A 22,581-nucleotide genomic window follows, 5' to 3' on the forward strand; every position below is an offset into this window, starting at 1 on the left:
GCAAGCTCATTAATTAGGGATTGGTAGATTAGTTAGTTACTGCCTTCCATACATCAGCAGTTCCAGGTTCTTCACCTTGAGTCCACCACTTTGCTTCAAAGACATTGCCGTTGTGAATTACCCGGTCTCCACCGACATAGACCGCAGAACTATCCCAAGTTGGATATTGTGCGCCACCGTCTTTAATCGTGACATTAAATGTCGTATCAACGGCGTTTACTCCGTCTGATATGGTAACAGTAACTGGCACTGTTGTGTCAGCAGTCACATTTGCCGCAGTGATTGAAGCTGAGCTGCCGTTTGCTGCAATGCTTAGCTCTGCAGGTGCACTCCAGCTATAGCTTAGTGCTGCACCTTCGGGGTCAGTTGCTGTTACATTCACAGTGGCTGAAGCGCCTTCGTTAACCGTAATATTCGAAATAGGTGTAACGACTGGTGCTGCATTAGCGCCTTCTGGATTTACTACAACTGAGATCGTTTTCGTTGTCGATAGCGCGCCATCATTTACTGTTACCGTCAAGTCGTAGCTTGTCTGTTGGGTGACTGAAGGTGCAGTCACAGCAACTGCTGCGGTGTTGTTAGCAGATAAAGTCAAACCAGATGCTGCAACCCATGAATAGGTCAACGGATCATTGTCTAAATCGCTTGCTTGCGCATCAACATTTACAATCTGACCTGAGGTCACATTGATTGGTCCAGACATACCGATAGAAGGCGCACGATTTGGGATCTCACCAGCTGTAAGACCATCGTACATAGCATTTAGAATGTCGCCATTATCTGCATCAATTTCCCAGCCAAATAAACCGGCTAGTTGATGAGTGTTTGCATACTGACCTTTTGCGATAACGCTACGCGGGCTATCGTAAGTGATGAGTTTACCGTTACTTCTGTTCCAAACATATGCTGCTTGTGCTTGCTCATCGTAGCCAACTTCATAGCCATTAACACCTGAACCGCCTTGCCCTACAGCGTTTGCTGCAATCGCTTTGTAATCCATAATGCCAGGTTCCCAAACGCCTTCGCTCGTTGAACCAGTCAAAGGACCATTGCCCGGCGCTGTCATCGGATTACCCGGAATAGTAGCATTGGAATCTAGTACACCTTCCCAGCCACGGCCATACATTGCAACGCCCATGACTAGCTTAGACGGCTGTACACCCTGCTGAAGTAGCAGTTGTATCGCATGGTCTCCTGTATAAGCTGGGCCTTTACGCGGCACACCATTGTCGTCAACGCCAGTGCCGTTGCACTCATCAGTACTTAGGTGTGAGCCACAGTAGATACCTGTTTGATGACCTGTTTCATTGTTCCAAGCGCCATAGAAGTCATAGGTCATCGCGAAGATGTAATCCATATATTGCTGAGCTGCTTGATAATCAACGTCTTCAATCTTATCGTAACCGGCACCTATTGCAGAAGTGAGCTCATATTGACGTCCTGTTTCCGCTTCTAACTCATCAAGCATTGCGCGAAGTTCTTGCATTAGCGCCACATATGCTGGACCGTCATTAACCGGATCGCCTAAATCTGGGTTTGGACCATCACCACCTGGGAATTCCCAGTCTATATCAACACCATCATAAAACTTCCACGTTTTAAGGAATTGCTTTACTGACGCAACAAAAGTGTCGCGGTTTGCTTTGTTGGTGAAGCCATGGAATGGATCTGAAAGCGTCCATCCACCAACGGAAGGTAGAATTTTAAGGTCTGGATAACGCTGTTTCAGCGCCATCAACTGAGAGTAAACACCGCGAATTGGATCTTTTGCGTCCACACCAGGCATAGATTTTTGTACCGCAGCCCAAGGGTCGTGAATAACCACTTCATAATCTTGAGAGTCAGCGCACGCCGTTTGTAACGCTCTCCAGCTATTACCATTCTCAATCGATTTTAGCGACTCGTTAGGACCACAAATAGGAATAAAGCCATATAAAATGTGTGACAGGTTATGAGCTGGGATCTTAGTTACGTCGTAGTCACGGCCATAAATACCCCATTCAACAAAATATGCACCCGTTACGCGCCCTGGTATTGTACCGTTATTGCGGTTATTCGGATCTACATTCATAGGAAGGGGCGCTAAGTGTGCTCCGTCCGTGTCAGCAATGACGATCTCTTTTCCTGCGCTTCTTGCACAAACTGTACCTTCACATAATTCTAGGTAAAGTTGATGGCGTCCAGATTTAGTATAGGGGAATTGCACTACGCCGCTTTTGGTACCTGCTGCAAGTGTGCCTTGGTTAACAAGCTGATCATCAAAGTATACTTTATAGTTGTCGCCGCCAGAACCGCTCCATGCATTCCATTTGATGCTAATATTCACCACGTCTTTGGCTTTAACTAATTGTTTGTAAGAACCAAGCCCATCGACGTTGACTTCAACGAACGAATACTGTTGTGGCTGCCAGTCTAACGTTGGTGTGGACGGGGCTGCAAATGCCCCGCCACTCAGTAAGGCAAGTCCTATATAGCTGGTTATTTTATTAAGTTTCATATCTTCAACCTTATTGTAGTTACATGTTGTACCCAATTAATGTGGGTTTTCTTTAAATTGCTTTCCAAACGTCGGATGTACCGGGCTCTTCTCCCTGTGTCCACCACTTAGCTTCATACACTTTCTGTTGATGTGTTACTCTGTCGCCTGCAACATAGGTAGTTGTACTATTCCAAGCTGGATATTGGTTATTGATGCTATCTTGAACAGTGATTGAGAATTTTACGGTCGTGCTCGCCTTGCCGTCAGTAACATTAAGTTCAGCCTGAAACGTTTGATCAGCTGCAACTTCAGGTGCTGAGATGGTAATTGTGTCACCTTCGCCACTAAAGCTAAGCGGAGCAGGAATACGCCAAATGAATGTTAGTGGATCATTTTGGTCGTCAAACGCATGAGCATGCACTGTCGCTTGACTGCTTTCCGCGATACGTTGGTTAGAAATTGGGTTTACCGTTGGTGCGGTGTTGTCACCACCTTTTACAATGCTAAGGTTGCTGGTGTAAGCGGCATTTGGCAAAAATACTTCGTTTGCTAATAAGGCATTTGCATCAAACGCGATTGAACCGTCCACTTGTTTGATACCGATGTTGACCTTATTACCGTAATTGTTATTAAGGTATTGAGCTAACTCAGCTTGCCATGTTGATACATTCGTGGAAGTTACCTTAAGGCTATGGCTAATTAATTCATTACCAGATTGGTCAAATGTCCTAAACCACACACTGTCACCAGCATTGGCGTCTTGTCCTTGTTTTAAGAAATAACCGCTGCTAACCCATTCTGGTGGTGTGCCAGATGATGCTATCGTGATATCCGAGCAATTATAAAATCCCTCACCTGCGACATCTAACCGTTGCCAACGCGTATATAAAACTGCATTGCCCTCACGCCCTTGAGGTATATCTATTTCCATTTTATAGAAACGTTTACCTTCAGGATCGACAACGAAATCAATATTGCCAAACTCATTGATTAGCTCTAAATCATTCCAAGTCAGGGGCGATGTATCACCATCGTAGCTTGGTTTCGAAAGGAAAAACTGCCAAAAGCTCGGGTTGTGCGGTGTTGTCGCTCTAAAGCTAATTGCAAGTTTATTTTGAGCGTTTGGTTCGACAACTGTACGCTGCCAGTGAGGTGAAACAACACTCATACCACTTTTGTTTGGATCGCCCGCTGAGCAGAGCGTTCCGTCTGGTATATTCACTTTTACCGCCTCCAGATTGTTGTAATCAGCGGTGTTAGTTGAAAACTCATGCTCTTGCACAAATTGGAAATGGCCGGAGTCAAGAAAAGCTGCGCGACAGGCTAAGTTTGGGATATTTGAGCCATCATCCGGCCACCAATAGCCTCCTTGCGCCTGACAGATTGCTTGCCTTGCTTTGGGAAAGTCCATAAAACCGTGAGCTGAAACTGTGCTTGAAAGCAAAGCTGAGGTTGCGCCCAAAAGACCAAGCGCATATTTACGTTGTAAACTATTCATGCTTATTCGCCTTTCATAAAGGGGAGCAAAGCTCCCCGTTTATCATTTACAAGTTGCAAACCTTGGTATAATCGCTGCTGACTGATGGTTGCTTATTGCTCCACCATTTCGCTTCATATACCGCGTTTCCTTCAACAATTAAATCACCTTGAGCAGCATGTGTGCCCTGTGGCAAATTCGGGTAAACCACAATTTGACTGATAGGTGTGCCTTTACAGCTAGTGATTGGATCTGTAGGGCCGGTGCCAGGGGTTGCAATAGGTAGATCCTTGTATTCACTGGTGAGTGCATAGCGATTGCCGTCTTTCTCAACCACAAAGTTAACCGGGCCAGAAATAGGCATGTAATACATTACTTGGGCATTAATGGTTTCGCCCGGAGCAAAAGACTTAGGCGTACCACCCCACTCATTTATGAGAGAGATTGAGAATCTATGGAACTCGTTTTCGAAGCCACCGATATTGTTACCTGCGGCATTCGATCCATTTACATCTACTGCCATGCCAAGCTTTTCTTGTGCATTCCAGTTAGATTTGAAAATGGCAGATGTTGCAACCGGAACATCAAACGAAATTTTAGCGCCACTCAAGTCTATCGCTGAGTTGTTTGTAAAGGCAAAAGTTGGTGCAATTGGGTAGTTAGCATCTCCCGCAGGAAAATCTTTAGCGACGAATGTTACATCAACCGCCGAAGTTGGTTTTATGAAGGTCTTATTACCTTGTTTAACTGAATAAGGCGTGCCACTTTGGTTAAACTTGTTGTAGGCTAAGCTTGTTAGCGATGAACCCATGAAATATTCATTCTTGCTCACATCGTAATCGAAGTCGCCTGCAAGCTCCCAGAACATGATACCGCCTAGTTCTTGGTTGATGACATAGTCGACTTTAGCGGCCATAGATTCCTCATCTTCAATGGATAGGAAGACATTTTTGGTGGAATTCCAAAGCCAAGGTGCAACGGCCACAGAGTCATAATGACGCGTATAGGTGCCATTAATTTGATGCTCTGGGTTGTTAACTGGGTCTAGTCCATAATCACTTAGGTAACTACCCAAAACACCATTTTGAAGGTTTTTGACATGCCAAAGAGGGTTGGAGCCTGCTGGTACTTCTAAGCCAATGTCATTCTTGTCGTGCCACAAGTTATCGATACCAACAGCACCATTACCGCACTTGTTCTTTTCACCGCTGCCCGTGCCTGGGGGGCAATCAGCTTGGTTAGGTAATGCAGCCTGACCCCATAAGCCATTTGTACCACCCGTAACATCTCTAAAACCACGAGTATAATAAGGGATACCGATATTGATGCGTCCTGCAGAGACAGATCCCCTGAAGTATTTAACGGCCCAGTCAGTGTTAAGGTAACCAATGCCCTCAAACTCTTTGGTACCGTATACATTCCATTGTTTGAGCTCGGAATCTTCGCCAGTGTCGAATAGCGATGCGTTGTGGCCAACGTGTTGGTTCCATGCGCCATGTAAGTCATAAGACATGATATTGACGTAGTCTAGGTACTTAGTAACTTGGAATGTTTCCATACCACGTAGAAGGTAACCAGAAGATGGCGATGCAATTGTTAACAGGTAGTGTGTATTGTCTTGTTGACCTGCCTGGTCTAATGCTTCTCTTAGCTTTTTCATTAGTACTTGATAAGAAGCATTCAGTGCAGCTCGACGCGGGTTTGAGATGGCAAAATCGTCGGGGTGACCAGAGTCGTTCATAGATGATGGGTATTCATAGTCAATATCAACGCCATCAAAGTTATATTTACGAATAAATTCAACAGAACTTGCTACAAATGCGTCAATACCAGCGTGATTTACGCTGCCGTCTGCATTGGTCGTCATCGTATAGAAACCGCCACTTGCGACACGCTTACCTGTTTCATCAAAGTAACCGCCAGTTTCAGCCCAGCCGCCGACAGAGATTAAGGTTTTAACATCAGGGTGCTGCTTCTTAAATTTGTTCAGCAAGTTAAAATGACCGGTGTAAGGAAGAGCGGGGTCCATCTCTGCACCGGCAACACCTGGCCAAGTCATATTTGTTGCTGGATTGTTCGGTGCTGTTGGATTGCCTATTGATACCTTATTATTGGCATCAACGTGCGCGAAAGCGTAATTTATATGGGTGATCTTATCCCATGGAATATCATCAACTAAATAACTCGGCTGACCATTCTTTCCTGTTCTCCAGCTGGTAAAGTAACCGATGACACGTCTAGGGTGATCGGTGCCCATTTTTTCGCGACCGGTTTCATCATAAATATCACAGTAGTTAGGTGATGTGTTGGGGGTTTGATAAAGACCATGAGGAACACAGTTGTTTGCGACTGGAGGGGTTTCAACCACATTTGCATTGAGTATGCTCTCTGCAGTACCGCCGCTATTATCTTCGACAATAAGCTTTAATGATACCGCGCCTAGTTGTGATGGCGTCCAGGTGTGTTGTGCTGGTGCGGTGGTACTTTCAAAAGCAACTTGTCCATTAATGAGAAGTGATAGCTTGGTTACAGTACCGTCTGGATCTGACCCATCTAGTACGATATCAATGGGTTGATTAATAACGAGATTGCTACTTCCACCTAACGAAAGGTTTGCTGAAGGTAACTGATTTCCTGTCGTATTAACGACGATATTGGTCATTAAAGAGTTAGACACCGCTTGTTTATCATCTGTCGCAATAACTGAAATTGCGTGTGTCCCAGCCGTTGCTGACCAGTTAAATGAAAAACTATCACCCGTTGCTGTCGTATCAATACCGACTGATGCGCCATCAACAAAAAACTCTACCTGAGTTACTTGACCATCGCTGTCTGTTGCATTTACAGAAATGGCAACGCTGTCATTTTCATTAAAAGAACTTCCCTCAACTGGTAGTAAGGATTGTACTGTAGGCGGTGTGTTAGTGACAACGCTGTCACAGTCGCCCAATTTTTTCCAATCATCCCACTGCCCCGAATGGGTAACTGGATCTGATTGAGTCCACCACTTTGCCTCAAATGCTTGTTGCGATTTTTGTACTTGAGCTCCGCCATTATAAGCTGAGCTTTGTGACCATTCTGGTAAGCCATCACAATTGTAAGCGTATGAGTTTGCGCAGAAAATGGCGCCGAGGATCGAAGCCATTTGCGATAATTTAAGGGCCTTTACATGTTGTTTCATAGTTTGGTTCTCCAACCATTTATTGTATTTGGTTAACAATAACAACATAAAGCTAACACATAAAATCAATATGGCAACAAGAATTTTATCTAGCTTTTAACGTTGACGTAAACGTAAAGTGAGGCTTGCTTTTCGTTGAAATTTAACACTAAACCATTGATTAATATGCTTAGTTTAGGCCAATTGGCACTATTAAATAAAAGTGTAATTATTTAATATTAAGCGATAGTTACTAGTCTACTTCTCTAAATCTAGTACAGTTAATAGTTTGTTATTTAAGCATATATTAAAAAGTTATTAAAAAGGTTAAAGGGTAATATTAGACTTAAGGCGTATTTTAGCGGTTTCTTGTCGTGGCTTGCTTTTTGAACTAAGTTTAAATTAATTGATTTAGGAGATTAAACTTTGGAATTTAACGAGCAATCAACGACTTCAAATGAAGTAATACGCGTGCTTTGCCTTGATGATGAAACTAATGTTATACGCTCGTTAAATCGCTTATTCCGACAAAACGGAATACATGCTGAGCTCTGCAGTGATCCACAGCAAGCCTTATCGGTGATCCGCCACTCTTCTTTTGAAGTTGTTATTAGTGATATGCGCATGCCTGGGATGGATGGTGCCACCTTCTTGCATGAAGTAAAAAGTATTAGTCCTGATACACAACGTATATTACTTACGGGGTACTCTGATCTTGCTTCGACAATTAAAGCCATTAATGAAAGCGGGATCCATGCATACATTCAAAAGCCTTGGGACAACGATATTCTCGTACATACCGTTAAAGAATGTTCAGAGAAATACCGATTAAAAAGCTTAAACAAGAAGCTTAATGAAGAGATAGTGCAAAAGAATGCTCAGCTTACAGAGTTAAACGAAAACCTTGAAGGGTTAGTACAAAAACGTACTGCGCAGATCCGTAAAGTATTAAGTCAATTAGAGCAGGCTAATCAAAAGGAACGCAAAGAACATCTGGCCACCGTAGAGTTGCTCTATAACTTCCTAAATGCGAATCCTTTTATCGACGGTAAAAAAGCAAAGAATATCGCCAAGTTATGTAAAATCATAGCTAAGAAGCTAGAACTCTCAAGTGAAGTGGCTGAAACTGCGATGATGTCTGGATATCTAGCAGAAGTAGGGTTACTAGCGATGGATCCAGAAATTTATAAATCGCCACCTAGAAAACTAAGCGAAGCACAAAAGAAAATTTATTATACTCACCCTTCCATTGCACAGCTTATGCTGATGCCTGCGCAGCACCTGTCTGACGTATCCGAAGCGATTTACCATCAGTTTGAAAAATTTAATGGCCAAGGGATCCCAAAAGGACTTAAAGGTAAAGAAATCCCTTTGGGGTCACAAATACTGGCAGTTGCCCGAGACTATTATGACAACTTATATAGCGCAAACGGTTCTGATAAAGAGAAAGCTGATTTAGCGCTCGATCTAATTCGCACATACAGAGGTAATTTCTACTCTCCTGAAGTTGTTGATATTTTAGAGCAAGCAGTGAGTAACAACGAGCTTGGTCAAGAGCAGGTCGGCTCGGTTGACATCCTGACAACCGAAAAGCTAAAGCCTGGTATGACTTTGGGTTTGGCGCTTCACAGCAATCAAGGAATTTTGCTGTTACCTAAAGGTCATACCTTTACCGATAAGTCGATAGATAAACTCAAGCAGCTAGAAACACAGCGTCCAATCCCCTTCCGGATTATGGTCAAGCAATAATTTTGCGAATGCGCTATAGAATATTTGTTTGCTGACATTGTGTATAGACAGCGGTCAATATAGAAATTAAGAACACATCATACTCTGAAGTGGGTTCTATCAATTCTCCTTCTACTAAATTTGTTCATAAAAAAAGCCCAGTAAACTGAGCTCAATTAACTACTATACTAATCTAATAGTTTGTTAAGTGCTTGAATCGGGTGTTTTGGTTTTTCTCCACTAAAGCGTTTAACCTGACAACGACAAGAGAAGCCAGTCACTAATACTTCATCCTGAGCCGCGTTATCAATATGATGCTGCCATGAGGATTCGTAGAGCGCTTTTGAGTTTTTTTGGTTTTGCGCTTCATGACCATAAGTTCCCGCCATGCCGCAACATCCCGTATTAACCGCTTCTAAATTAGAGTTCAATTTATTAAAAATACCTTGCCAAACATCTTTAGATTCAGGCATTGCTGTGGTTTCTGTACAGTGACTTATTAATGTAAATTTTGATGGACTGATTGTTGCAGCCGTTGGGATATCGATAGTTGCAAGCCATTCATGCGCTAATTGTACCTTAAAGTCTCCCCTACTCTCTTTGAGAATATCATTATATTCATCGCGATAGCACATTACCAAAGAGGCATCTAGCCCAACTAAAGGCCTGTTATATTCACTGACTGTATTTAAAAACTGTGCGGCTGTCTTAGCTGTAGATTTAAATTCTTTTAAAAAACCTTTCACATGTTGTGGCTTGCCGTTTGGCTTAAAAGGCAATACCAGTGGGTAAAACCCGAGTTTTGATATGACTTGCACAAAGTCCGATACTAGTTCCGCTTCATAGAAGCTAGTAAAAGGATCTTGAACAATAAATACTGCTCGCTGCTGATCTTCATCGCTTGACTTTTCGAAATTACTTTCTGAATAAAAGTATTTTTTCGGCACTAGCTTAATCAGCGGTACTCTACTTAATGCTGGTGAGTCAATATAGCCAATTAGCCGTTCAACGAAAAAATTAAAAGCGCGATTATTTTGTAAAGCGTTAACTAAATTTGGAAACTTAGCCATGGTAGGTAGTGCGCGCTCTATATTCGCCACCAGGTAATCTTTAAGTGGACGATTGTAACGGCTATAGTAAAAGTTTAAAAACTTAGCTCTGAATGTAGGAACATCAACCTTTATTGGGCACGCAGTTGTGCACGCTTTACAGGCTAAACATTCATCCATCGATGTTTTAACTTCATGAGAAAAGTCATATTCGTTTTTCTTCCGGGTATTCAGAAAGCGCTCCCACCAAGTAGTATCATTTTCATGATTGATTAATTGCTTCTCTACTGCAATTAAATCTACCCCTTTATCGTTTTGGAGTCTTAACCACTCTTTGAATAGCCCAGCGCGTCCTTTTGGAGAGTTCCTTCGATCTTTGGTAACTTTATACGATGGGCACATTGGTGAGTTGTCATCATAGTTAAAGCAAAGTCCGTTACCATTACAATTGATTGGCGCTTCGTAGTTTACTTTTACTTCCGTTGGGATTGTACGGTCAAACCAAGCTCTTTTCTGTGCATCGACTGATACTAATTGATCGCTTGAATTTAGTGGTGTACAAATTTTTCCAGGATTTAAGCGATTGTTTTTATCAAACAAACTTTTAATTTTACGAAGTTCATTAAATAGTTGTTCTCCGAAAAACTCGGGTCCATATTCACTTCGGTAACCTTTTCCATGCTCACCCCACATTAGTCCTCGGTATTTTGCAGTTAATGCCACTACTTTATCTGAGATCACACGTAGTAGTCTTTCTTGTTCGGGATCGCACATATCAAGCGCTGGGCGCACATGTAAAACACCAGCGTCAACATGTCCAAACATACCGTAATCTAGTTGGTAACTATCAAGTAACTCTCTAAATTCAATAATAAAATCAGCTAGGTTTTCAGGTGGTACGGCTGTATCTTCAGCAAAAGCAAGTGGCTTTTTATTACCTTTTGCGTTACCCAATAAGCCTACTGATTTTTTACGCATTGCATAGATCTTAAGGATATCCGCTTTATCATTGGTAAGTTGATAACCAATAACCCCCGCTTCTTTATTCGCAATAAGCTGATCTAATCGTTGACATAAACTCTCTACTTTAGACGAAATTTCATCTTCGGACTCACCATTAAACTCAACCATGTTAAGACCTTGCATCTCAACACCTGGTACATCTTGAACTAAGTCCGATACTGAATGCCAAATGATGTCTTCTTTGGCAAGACCCAGAACTTTACTATCTACGGTTTCGACCGATGTAGCATTAGCGGAAACCAAGAATGGGCTGTTTCTAAGCGCTGATTCAAATGAGTCATACTTGATATTGATTAGGGTTTTATATGGCTGAATTGGCGTTAAATTAAGTTTCGCTTCGGTTACAACACAAAGCGAACCTTCAGATCCCGTAATAATTCGAGATAAATCAAAAGTAGTTAGTGAATCGTCGAATACATTTTCTAGGTCATAACCCGTTAAAAAGCGGTTTAGTCGTGGAAATTTTTCAAGTATAAGTGCTCGATTGTTTCGACAAATCTCAATGACATTTGCATAAATGCGAGAAGTTCTCGATTTTTGTTCAGCTAGCATTTCCGCTTTATCGATAGCTAACTTTGAGGTATTTAGTTCTGTACCGTCGACTAAAAAGGTTTTTAGTCCAAGGACATGATCGCTTGTTTTACCATAAACGAGAGAGCCTTGACCCGAGGCGTCAGTATTAATCATACCGCCTATCGTTGCTCGGTTACTTGTGGATAGATCTGGAGAAAAGAAATAACCGTAAGGCCTTAGAAAGTCATTTAGCTGATCTTTTATGACACCCGCTTGAACTCTAACCCACCCTTCTTGTTCATTGATCTCGAGAATTTCTCTCATGTGTCTCGATAAATCAATTACGATACCGGGTGTCAGTGATTGACCATTCGTACCAGTTCCTCCGCCTCTGGGGCCAAAGGTGAGAGACAAAAATGGATCTTGTTGGGCGATTTCAAGTGCAAGTTGTACGTCTCGATTTGTTCTAGGAAACAATACTGCTTGAGGGATTTCCTGATAGATACTATTGTCGGTTGACGTAACAAGACGAGTTGCATAACTCGTATCAATGTCCCCACTAAAACCTGCATCAGTTAGTTTACTTTGATAGAGGTTGATAAGTTCGTTTGCAGAATCCTGCTGACTAATATTTGCGATCATGACGGTATATTTTACTTGCTTTAAATTAATTGTATCACGAAGGATTAATGATCAACTTGAGAATTTTATGGTTTGTTACAATTGGAAATAGTTTATTTTACCACACACCTTATACTCATATTGTATAGGAGGAAATAACATGAAAATTATTTACGACCTTGCTGGTATTGTGTTTTGTATTCTAGCATTGATCTTCTTTATTGTGCCCGGTCCATCGGTTATCTTTTTACTTGCGGCCCTGGTGTGTTTCTCGATGAATCATGAAGGTGCAAAGAAGCACTTAAAAAATGTGCAGCGTTTGTTTAAGCTTGGCTGCGAAAAGTTAGATAGGACATTTCAGAAATGAAATAGCCCCAATGTGTTGCATTGGGGCCATTAAATTATTTAGTAAACTTTTCAGCTAGATAAAGCCAAGTTTCAAGTACTGTATCTGGGTTAAGTGAAACAGAGTCAATCCCCTCTTCAACTAACCAAGCAGCAAAATCTTCATGATCCGATGGACCTTGACCACAAATACCTACATATTTGCCTTTCGCTTTAGCAGTTTGAATTGCCATTGAAAGTAGTTTCTTGATAGCTGGATTTCGCTCATCAAAAAGGTGCGCAATAAGACCAGAATCTCGGTCCAGACCAAGTGTTAACTGAGTAAGATCATTCGAACCAATCGAGAAGCCATCGAAATATTCTAAAAACTCTTCAGCAAGCAGGCAGTTCGATGGAAGTTCACACATCATGATGACTTTAAGACCATTCTCACCACGTTTTAGACCGTGAGCTTCAAGAATTTCAATAACTTGAGCTGCTTCTTCAAGGGTACGAACGAATGGGATCATGATTTCAACGTTAGTTAAATCCATTTCGTTACGAACACGTTTAATGGCTTCACACTCTAATGCGAAACATTCTCTAAAATCTTCAGAAATGTAACGAGATGCGCCGCGGAAACCAATCATTGGGTTTTCTTCTTCCGGCTCATACTGCTGACCGCCAACCAAGTTTGCATATTCGTTTGACTTGAAATCAGACATACGAACGATCACACGCTCTGGCGCAAATGCAGCACCTAGTGTTGAAATACCTTCAACTAGCTTGCTGATATAGAACTCTACTGGTGATTCATACCCTGCGATTAGCTCTTTAATTTCAGCCTGTAGCTCTGCATCTTGCTTATCAAAATGAAGTAGTGCTTTAGGGTGAATACCAATCATACGGTTGATGATAAATTCAAGACGCGCAAGACCGATACCTGCATGTGGTAACTTCGCAAAATCAAACGCGCGATCTGGGTTACCTACGTTCATCATTATCTTCATCGGAATAGCTGGCATTGAATCGATGCGAGAAGAAATAACATCGAATTCAAGTTCACCTTTGTAGATATAACCTGTATCGCCTTCAGCACATGATACTGTTACCGTGTCGCCATTGGTGATCAAATCGGTTGCATTACCACATCCAACCACAGCTGGGATCCCCAGCTCACGTGCAATGATTGCAGCGTGACAAGTACGGCCGCCACGATTCGTTACGATAGCAGAAGCACGCTTCATGATAGGTTCCCAATCAGGATCCGTCATATCAGTAACGAGTACGTCGCCTTGCTTTACCGAATCCATTTCGTCAATTGAAGTCAGGACTTTAACTACGCCTGAGCCAATTTTATGACCTATAGCACGACCTTCAACAATAACTTCAGACTTTGATTTTAGCTGGAAGCGCTCCATTACGTTCGCATCTTCATTCGAACGAACGGTCTCAGGACGGGCTTGAACGATGTAAAGCTTACCGTCGTTACCATCTTTTGCCCATTCGATATCCATTGGACGACCGTAGTGCTTTTCGATAATAACAGCTTGTTTTGCTAACTCTTCTACCTCTGCGTCTGTAATCGAGAACTGGTTAGATAGTGCTGAGTCTACATCAACAATCTCAACTTGCTTTCCATGAGACTCATCACTTGAGTAGATCATTTGGATTGCTTTTGAGCCAATATTTCTCTTAAGAACAGCAGGTTTAGCTTTTGCAAGCGTTTGCTTATGAACATAAAATTCATCTGGGTTTACTGCGCCCTGAACTACCATCTCGCCTAAACCATAGCTAGAAGTAACGAAGACAACGTCTTCGAAGCCTGATTCGGTATCGATTGAGAACATAACTCCAGACGACGCTTTGTCTGAACGCACCATACGCTGAATACCTGCAGAAAGCGCCACGCCTCTGTGATCATAGCCTTGGTGTACACGATAAGATATTGCACGGTCATTGAATAGCGAAGCAAAAACATGCTTGATAGCGACCATTACGGCATCAATGCCACGAACGTTTAGGAAAGTTTCTTGTTGGCCAGCGAAGGAGGCGTCTGGCATATCTTCTGCGGTTGCTGATGAACGAACAGCAAAGGAGACATCTTGGCTTGCGTCACCGTGTAACTGGCTATACGCTTCACGGATTGCTTTATCTAATTCTGGTTGGAATGGTGTATCGATAACCCATTGTCTAATTTGGGCGCCGACTTTGGCTAATTCGTTGACATCGTCAACATCGAGAGTATCTAGGATTGAGTGGATTTTTTCATTGAGGCCTGATTGCTCAAGAAATTCATTAAACGCATCAGCTGTTGTTGCGAATCCACCAGGTACTTGTACACCAGCGTTAGCAAGGTTAGATATCATTTCACCTAGAGAAGCGTTTTTACCACCAACTCGAGGTACATCTTGCATACCCAACTCTTGATACCAGAGAACGTAGTCTTGCACGGAACTGTCTCCAAAACAAATTGTATTAAATGTGAGAGATTAATTGACCTTTCCACTTGGTCAAGGGCATTCTACAACGGTAAGGCAGTCTTCGTAAACCGCGATGGCTTATTTTCAACAATTTCTGAATGAATAATAGCAAAATGAGAACAGCATTTTATATTTCCGATGGTACCGCTATCACCTCTGAAGTGTTTGGTCACGCAACGCTTTCAATGTTCCCTGTAGAATTTAATCATCAAACGATACCATTTGTAGAAACAGTGAAAAAAGCAAATGAAATCAAAAAACTAATAGACTCTGTTGCTGAGACTTCAGGTGAAAAACCATTGGTGTTTTTTACATTCGTTAATCCAGAATTGTCCGATATTATTTTATCGTCGCAAGGGGTTTGTTACGACTTTTTATCTTATGCGAGCGAAATTGTAAAAAGAGAGCTAAAAGTTCAGCCGGTGCCAAAAATGCACCGCACGCATAGCATTCATGAATCTTCGTATGATTTTAGAATAGATGCAGTTAACTACGCACTTGCAAATGATGACGGTGCAAATATTAAAGATTATGACGAGGCAGACATCATATTGGTGGGTGTCAGCCGCAGCGGTAAAACGCCGACAAGCTTATATTTAGCTTTGCAATATGGGATAAAGGCCGCGAATTATCCGATGACAGAAGATGATTTAGAAAGTGGAAAGCTACCCAAATGTCTGGATAAATACAAAGGTAAGCTCTTTGGCTTAACCATAGATCCCGAAAGACTAGCTGCAATCAGGCAAGAGAGAATGGCAAACTCCAAGTACGCATCAATTAGACAATGCCGTATTGAAGTCAAAGAAGTCGAGATGCTATTTAAAAAGAATAAAACGCCTTACTTGAACAGTACACGCTATTCCGTTGAGGAAATATCAGCAAAAATTATTTCTGAAACTGGGCTAAAGCGCCATAAATACTAAAAAGGCCGCTATGCGGCCCTTTGTTTGTTATTTATACTGTTTTACGAGCATCTTTTAGTAGATCAGCAACTAAAAAGCCTAGCTCTAAAACTTGGTCTGCGTTTAGACGTGGATCACACTGGGTGCGGTAACGCTGAGATAAGTCTTCGTCTGATAGACCGTAGGCACCACCAACACACTCAGTAACGTGCTGCCCTGTCATTTCTAAGTGCACACCACCAGGATAGCTACCCTCAGCTTTATGAACTGCGAAGAACTGACTGATTTCTCTTAGGATATTGTTAAAGCTACGTGTCTTATATCCAGTGGTCGCTTTTTCAGTGTTTCCGTGCATGGGATCCGAAGTCCAAATAACTTTGCGGCCTTCTTCTTGAATTCTGCGAACTAATTTAGGAAGTTTTTCCGGCAACATATCTGCACCCATGCGTGTGATAAGTGTTAGACGACCAGGAATGTTATCTGGGTTAAGCGCATCGACAAGCTCAATTAACTCATCTTCTTGCATCCCAGGGCCAACTTTTACACCAATAGGGTTTTTAATACCACGGAAAAACTCGATATGTGCGTGATCTAGCTGACGCGTACGTTCTCCAATCCACACAAAATGAGCAGAACAATCGTACCAATCCCCTGATAGGTGATCTCGTCTCGTCAACGCTTCTTCATAACCTAACAAAAGCGCTTCGTGTGAGGTATAAAGCGGAGTTTCTTTTAGGCTTGGCGCTACTGTTGAATCGATACCACAAACTTCCATAAACTCGAGTGCTTCTTGAATACGCTCAGCGAGTTGTTGAAACTTATCCTTTAATGGATTTGCAGCTACGAAACTCATATTCCAACGATTTACCTGGTGCAGATCCGCAAGACCACCCTGTGCAAACGCACGAAGTAGATTGAGAGTCGCTGCTGACTGGTGATACGCTTTCATCAATCTATCAGGATCTGGGATACGTGCTTCTTCTGTAAACTCAAAGCTATTAACGATATCGCCTCGATATGAGGGTAAAGAAATACCATCAATAGTCTCAAAATCTGAAGAACGAGGTTTTGCATACTGCCCCGCCATTCGAGCTATTTTAACTACCGGACACTTACCACCGTATGTTAGTACGACCGCCATTTGTAAAAGCGTCTTGAACGTATCTCGTATATTAGCGGCACTAAAATCCGAAAACGACTCTGCGCAATCACCGCCTTGCAATATAAAAGCTTTACCTTCGCAGACATCTGCAAGGCTTTTATACAAGCTTCTAGTCTCTTCTGCAAAAACGAGCGGCGGTGCTGAATTTAGTTCTTTTTCAACTGATTTTAACTTCTCTGAATTTGGGTATTCTGGTTGCTGCAAGATAGGTTTATCTCTCCAGCTATTCGGGCTCCAATTAGCCATTGTATTTTCCTCATTCCAATATGTGTTACCACCATTGAACAGTACCCCAAGCCCCCTTATTCATCAAGGAAAAACTTTAGTTTGTTTCAACAAAGAACACATCATACTAAATTTTATTTCTAATCTTGATACATTTGCTAAAAATAATAAAAAATTTGCCACAGTATCACCATTCTTGAGATATGATGTTTTTTAATACATCTTTCCAGCAAGCACAAAAGCGGACTTAGAGTTGGCAAGTATCGGACTTTTATAATCTAGTCTTAAAATCACTATAATGAGTGCCATCATTCATTTTAAAGTGAATTGAAAATCCAAGAGCCGATACACAATCTTCTCGACTTCTTGTGTTTCACTTTCAGTGCATTGATTAGTAGCGCTTACGAATAGAAGTCAATTTAAGAATTTGTGAGCAAGCGGGATCCCACCCTACCTCTTCAGCAAATCGTCTTACAGAGCATTTATATGCAACACTGACTTAAGTCAAATATTATGTTAAATTGACAATTTATTAGAGTTAAGCCTAGTAATCTTCAACTCAGTTACAAGTCATTGGGTAGCAAATCGTAGTATTTTATGAGTAGGAAGGAAGCAAGAAAAATGAGTCGTATTGTGATAGCTATTAGTACAAATCACATATCATATATAGTTTTTGGAAGTGTTAATGTACTTCCAGCAGGCCTCTCCCACAATGAGAACTCAATACTGAAAAATTGGAGAGATTTTTCTTCAGTGCTCTGGGTTATTTAAATAACATAAATTTTCTTGGTTAAGCTATCTTATTGAGAAGACGAAGTCTCGCCTACAAATCTAGTGACACAGTGCTTATCTCTATTACCAGATAAAAATAAATAAAGTAAAGTATTCTACTGTCAAGAAGGTGGTATTGATAACAATAGTACTACTGAGTTTACTCTTGACCATCATTTTTTCTTGATGTCTAGCACACAACAACTTTTTTATTCTTACAGTATCAAGGGATAGTCACGTTGCCTAGAATAGTTAGGCATAAGGTTACTTGCTGAATAGCTTAAACGCTATTTTCATTTCCAAAACTCTCATTAGTTTTGGGACAATTAATTTCAGAAATATTTTCCCATGAACAATTTACACATCTAGCATGACTCGTTCACAACCGAGCTGTTCAGACGCTTGAAGAGAGATCTATCTACTTTGCTCTTCGACGAACAGACCATTAACTCAGGTGTGAGAACGATATGATCTTGAAATTGCCTAAACATATGAGATGCGTTTTCGTATTTACTCCTGTTCTGTCTTTATTTGACTTCGGTTCAAATCGAGTAAGGCAATATTACGGCGAAATTTGCATAATACTGAAGTGCCTGGTTTAGTTATTATAAAGTTAGTGCTAGCGTTGCAACTTCGAACTGAACATGTATCAAAAGAAACTTGCACTATATTTTAGTCAGGTAAGACTGCAGAAAATGCGGATATTACTTGAAGATTCATTGCAAAGTAAAAGAAGTGGTACGGTTGTTCTCCAAGAAAGTGCAAAGTTAAACTATTTTAAAGTAAGTGCATACTTACTTTTCCATCTCAACTTATCTATCACCTTCCCTTTACGGCCTAACTAGAATCTATTAAATCTTCATGTCTACAGAAAAGCGCTTGGTCGAAATAAAGTTTGTGAATACTTACTATGGTTTTTCACTTCCAAAACCTATTGACAGTAACAAGACAATGTCGGGATCAACAAGTTGACTTTAATTTATAAAAAAGAGTATCATCGCGAGGATTTCACAGAGAACACATCATACAAACTGTTAATCAATATGAAATCACCATTAAATTTAAAAATTAATCAGGAAGCTGAAAATTAGCATTGCCATTCTGAGTGATTACTAGCCACCACTTTCTATTTGAGTATTGTCCGTTAAGAACTCCCTGCAAAAATTTATCAAAATCCAATTTTATAAGAGAAATGCAAAAAAATTTGATATAATTCAGCTAATAAAAAGGAACACATCATACTTAATTTAAACAGTATAGTTTGACCTCTAAAAGAGCTGATTAACATTTTCATCAAAATAACATAGAGTTAATTCTCTATTTATAGAATTAACTAGGGCTTGTTTATCTTTCAAGTTTGTTTTTGCAGCTGTTTGATTGGCATTTCTACAAGGCAGAACCTGCTTAGCGTAGTTATCCTATGTGCGTCAGGCGATAAATACTTTATGATTCTACAAAGTATCTTCCCCCCCTTCTGGGAAAACAATAAACGAAAACAAAAATCAAACAATAAAAGGTTCCTAGCTGATGATTTAATTTCTCCAAAATCTTGACGCCCTGCATCGAGGCTAAATAAGTGAAGATAAATATGAGCTATCAGAATATTTTTGATATAATCTGGACACACTATAAGAACACATCATACTTACTTGTTCAGTAAACATACACACAGTTACTGTATTACCCCCAACTAATTGATCAAATAACTAACTACTTAACACTGATATTCTAGATAAGATATCCAGCTTAATTTAGCAAATGGAGGCCTGGTGAAAATGATATCGTTAGTTTTTCCATTAAATACTCATGGTAAAATCGCTTAGCGAGATTCCATTATTTTTGATATAATATTAAAGAGATAATGAGAACACATCATACAATGAATAAATTCAATATACGTTCAACTTTCGATATTCTTAACGAACATATTAATCAGCTATGCCATGAACTGACAGAAGCCGATATAAAAAAGGCAACTTTTTATGAACTGCCTGATATAAAAAAACAAGATGAAGAAACCGCTCCAACAAATATAGCAGTTACAAAAATTGAAGGTGAAAATGCGCTCTCCAAATGTTTAGATGCATATCGCGACCTCTATTTAAACGACCGCGAAAGCGGAAAGTTGTTGCAAAGGTTCCCTGGCCTTCTACTAGTTAATGATCCTAAAGAAATCATCAAGTCTAGGGTGAACGCAGTAAACCAAGCCAAAGAAAACTTCAAAAATACCATTCTGGAAATTTCTAACAATGATGCAAGATTTGAAGCTGTTCATAGTGCAGTTCCTAATTTGATGACTTTGGCTGCATATAGAAAAATACATAGCGAATCCACAGCTCCCTATTCCGTTCGATTTACCTGGATGAAAAAACATGCAACCAGAGTTTTGAGTAAAGAACTCGCTCTGGAGATGTTGAATCGCTCTTCACTTTATTCAAATCCGAGGATGATAGATCAGGAAAAGTGGCAACAGCTTGTAGAACAAGAAAAATATAGAGTTTCTAGTTTATCAGAAAATGCAAAGCTTAGAATTAGAAGGCCAACCAGAGTAACACCTGAGGTGAATGTGAGATATACAGCTCAAAATCGCTATCATGTAAGTGCCGCACTTCCGTTTATACTATTTAACCCGCAACCAGACACTAAACTAGGAGAGTTAAGTCACTTTACACATAAAGAAGATCATCCTAGAAAACGAGAGTACAACTTTCTAGTCGATAGAATTTATTTAGAAAGATTTGAATAAATCCATACGGAATTTAAAGATAACACGTAATTTAACATAATCTTGTTAGATAAACTAATCCATGGCAAGCGTTAAGTGACTTATGCTGATTTTAGTATGATGTGTTCTTAATCACTTAGAAACTTATAAGGCTATGACGAAATCGTTATCTTCACAGATTAAATACCAAATTTCCTCAGGTTAAATTTTGACTTATCATTGAGTTTTAAGCTTTGAAATAGCTGATCGACCACGGACTCGCATCTAGCAATCACTAATAAATCAACGTCTGTTGGATAAAAAATTTTTCTATTTGATTGTTCTAAATAGGAAAGTTTGAATTATTAATATGCTTGCTCCCTCTTCTAAGGATTAGAGAATTAATTCAATCCGTTGATGTAGTTTCAAGATTTATTGAGGTCGGTATCTTTTCACCGCAGGAAATTTTTAAGAAAGCTTTTAGCTCTTTAGACTTCATTGTTTTGAAGAATTGGATTGTGATAAATTTCGGTCAGTAAGTATCTTCAGTTGAAATAGAAATTAGCTTTGATATAAAAGTTTTTTGTTTTGGCTAGAAGTACTACTCTAGCCAAAATAAGAAATCTTATTTCTTAACAATTTCTTCTAATGTATCTTCATCAATCACTTCAACATTTTCAACGATCCGTTTTCCACCTTGAATTTCGATACGCTTATGGTGTTTATTGAGAGCCAATATCTCATCGCAGAACTGAGCTGACGGATGCATTTCGTACACATAATCAACGATTTTACCTGACTTTTCATCCTTAACATTCGAAATATTGTATTCGGATATTGCTCCTTTTTCGATCAAATCTTTCATTGTTGTGGTCATATCACGACGAAGCGCTTTCAACTTATTCTCTGTAATTTCATCGTCAGAATAAATTGAACCGTACTTTTCCATAATTGAGATTAAGCGAAAATGGTAAGTTTTACCCGGAGCTGCGTAACGCCATAGATGATACAAACGTAGCATCATCCAACGAGATAAACCACGTTTTAACTCTTGAGCACTGTTGAAATAATAGCCTTTGTACTCCAAGTTATCGATCATGTTATGAACAAATGCATTTAAACATGCAACACATTTGATGTTTCCGCCCTGTCCTTTTTTGCCACTAAAGTGTAGCGATGACAGAAAGTTCATATTTGACTCGTAAAATGAATCATCAATACTTGGGTTTTTAGTATCTGTTGCCGTATATTTGAACGAAAGTTTTGAACCTTGAAGGGCTTCCAAAGATTCTTTAATTTGCGGATAAGGCATTGATTGACCAACGGCTTTCAATTCTTGAGCGAGCTCATTCATAGAAAAAATAACCGCGTATTGAATACCGGACTTAAAATTTATTTTAACAATCTTACCTTTAGAAGCTAGACGGATCAGCGCACGCTCAACTTTTTCTTCTCGGTCAGAAGGCCAAACTAAAAACTCTTCGTCATCTCCATCTTTTTTAGTACTAACAACGGCCGGCGTAATTTTTATTTCACCTTCGTAAAGAATACCATCTACTTTTTCTGATATTTTTCTTGTTACGATTGTTTTTTTAGGTGCTTCTTCTAACGGTAACTTTTTATGTCCCGAGCGAACAAAGCGCCCCCATAAATCATAATGATTAAAGGTGTTAGAATAAGCTCTTAGCCCATGGGCTGCATTTTCTAAAGATACTCGAACATCTTTATTATCTGTAAACAACGCCAAACTTTCGTTATCGATTGCACTTTCTACACCATGGATCTGTCCACGAAGTGAATCGGGCAAATTGTCAACAGAGATGTTCACCTTCCGGCTCATTGTTTTACTTCCAAATTTTCATGACGTCTAATAACAACATATTCGACAGAAAAAGTTAATGATTAAAGTTAGTAAAAAAGTGATCCGAAGTAATTTTTTTTGTTTGGATCATTTTTTTAC

11 protein-coding genes are annotated in these 22,581 nt (G+C 40.3%); 4 read left to right on the forward strand and 7 right to left on the reverse strand.

The genetic code is table 11. The features are described 5' to 3' along the window. Nucleotides 1–28: 28 nt before the first annotated feature. Genes B1L02_RS20705 through B1L02_RS20715 form a run of 3 tightly spaced genes read right to left on the reverse strand, consistent with a single transcriptional unit; the run spans nt 29 to nt 7,137 of the window. Entirely contained in the window at nt 29–2,497 is a 2,469-nt protein-coding gene (locus tag B1L02_RS20705) for a glycosyl hydrolase family 18 protein (RefSeq protein ID WP_088532656.1), read from the reverse strand. 52 nt (nt 2,498–2,549) lie between these two features. Then, nucleotides 2,550–3,977 (reverse strand): lytic polysaccharide monooxygenase, encoded by a 1,428-nt coding sequence (locus B1L02_RS20710; protein ID WP_088532657.1) that lies wholly within the window; start codon nt 3,975–3,977, stop codon nt 2,550–2,552. Between the two features lie 46 nt (nt 3,978–4,023). Continuing rightward, on the reverse strand, nt 4,024–7,137 hold the full coding sequence (locus tag B1L02_RS20715; protein WP_088532658.1) for a glycosyl hydrolase family 18 protein: 3,114 nt from the start codon (nt 7,135–7,137) through the stop codon (nt 4,024–4,026). 405 nt (nt 7,138–7,542) lie between these two features. On the opposite strand from B1L02_RS20715, the gene B1L02_RS20720 reads away from it, so the two are divergent. After that, nucleotides 7,543–8,865, forward strand: a complete 1,323-nt coding sequence (locus B1L02_RS20720; protein WP_088532659.1) for an HD domain-containing phosphohydrolase — start codon at nt 7,543–7,545, stop codon at nt 8,863–8,865. 167 nt (nt 8,866–9,032) lie between these two features. On the opposite strand, the gene B1L02_RS20725 is transcribed toward B1L02_RS20720, so the two are convergent. Continuing rightward, nucleotides 9,033–12,071: an FAD-binding and (Fe-S)-binding domain-containing protein gene (locus B1L02_RS20725; protein ID WP_088532660.1), complete on the reverse strand. Its 3,039-nt coding sequence runs from the start codon at nt 12,069–12,071 to the stop codon at nt 9,033–9,035. A gap of 139 nt (nt 12,072–12,210) precedes the next feature. On the opposite strand from B1L02_RS20725, the gene B1L02_RS20730 reads away from it, so the two are divergent. After that, a complete protein-coding gene (locus tag B1L02_RS20730) occupies nt 12,211–12,417 on the forward strand; it encodes a hypothetical protein (RefSeq protein ID WP_010378658.1) in 207 nt (68 codons plus the stop codon). 34 nt (nt 12,418–12,451) lie between these two features. On the opposite strand, the gene ppsA is transcribed toward B1L02_RS20730, so the two are convergent. Beyond that, a complete protein-coding gene (gene ppsA / locus B1L02_RS20735) occupies nt 12,452–14,827 on the reverse strand; it encodes a phosphoenolpyruvate synthase (protein ID WP_088532661.1) in 2,376 nt (791 codons plus the stop codon). A gap of 143 nt (nt 14,828–14,970) precedes the next feature. On the opposite strand from ppsA, the gene ppsR reads away from it, so the two are divergent. Further along, on the forward strand, nt 14,971–15,780 hold the full coding sequence (ppsR, locus tag B1L02_RS20740; RefSeq protein ID WP_010378654.1) for a pyruvate, water dikinase regulatory protein: 810 nt from the start codon (nt 14,971–14,973) through the stop codon (nt 15,778–15,780). A gap of 31 nt (nt 15,781–15,811) precedes the next feature. Here the strand turns inward: ppsR and B1L02_RS20745 are convergent, their stop codons facing one another. Continuing rightward, a complete protein-coding gene (locus B1L02_RS20745; protein ID WP_088532662.1) occupies nt 15,812–17,167 on the reverse strand; it encodes a class II 3-deoxy-7-phosphoheptulonate synthase in 1,356 nt (451 codons plus the stop codon). A 2,629-nt stretch (nt 17,168–19,796) separates the two neighbouring features. On the opposite strand from B1L02_RS20745, the gene B1L02_RS20750 reads away from it, so the two are divergent. Beyond that, nucleotides 19,797–20,663: a DNA replication terminus site-binding protein gene (locus B1L02_RS20750; RefSeq protein WP_088532663.1), complete on the forward strand. Its 867-nt coding sequence runs from the start codon at nt 19,797–19,799 to the stop codon at nt 20,661–20,663. 583 nt (nt 20,664–21,246) lie between these two features. On the opposite strand, the gene B1L02_RS20755 is transcribed toward B1L02_RS20750, so the two are convergent. Beyond that, nucleotides 21,247–22,461: a hypothetical protein gene (locus B1L02_RS20755; RefSeq protein ID WP_017216875.1), complete on the reverse strand. Its 1,215-nt coding sequence runs from the start codon at nt 22,459–22,461 to the stop codon at nt 21,247–21,249. Between the last annotated feature and the right edge of the window lie 120 nt (nt 22,462–22,581).

It is taken from the genome of Pseudoalteromonas piscicida (assembly GCF_002208135.1).
GTDB lineage: Bacteria > Pseudomonadota > Gammaproteobacteria > Enterobacterales > Alteromonadaceae > Pseudoalteromonas > Pseudoalteromonas piscicida_A.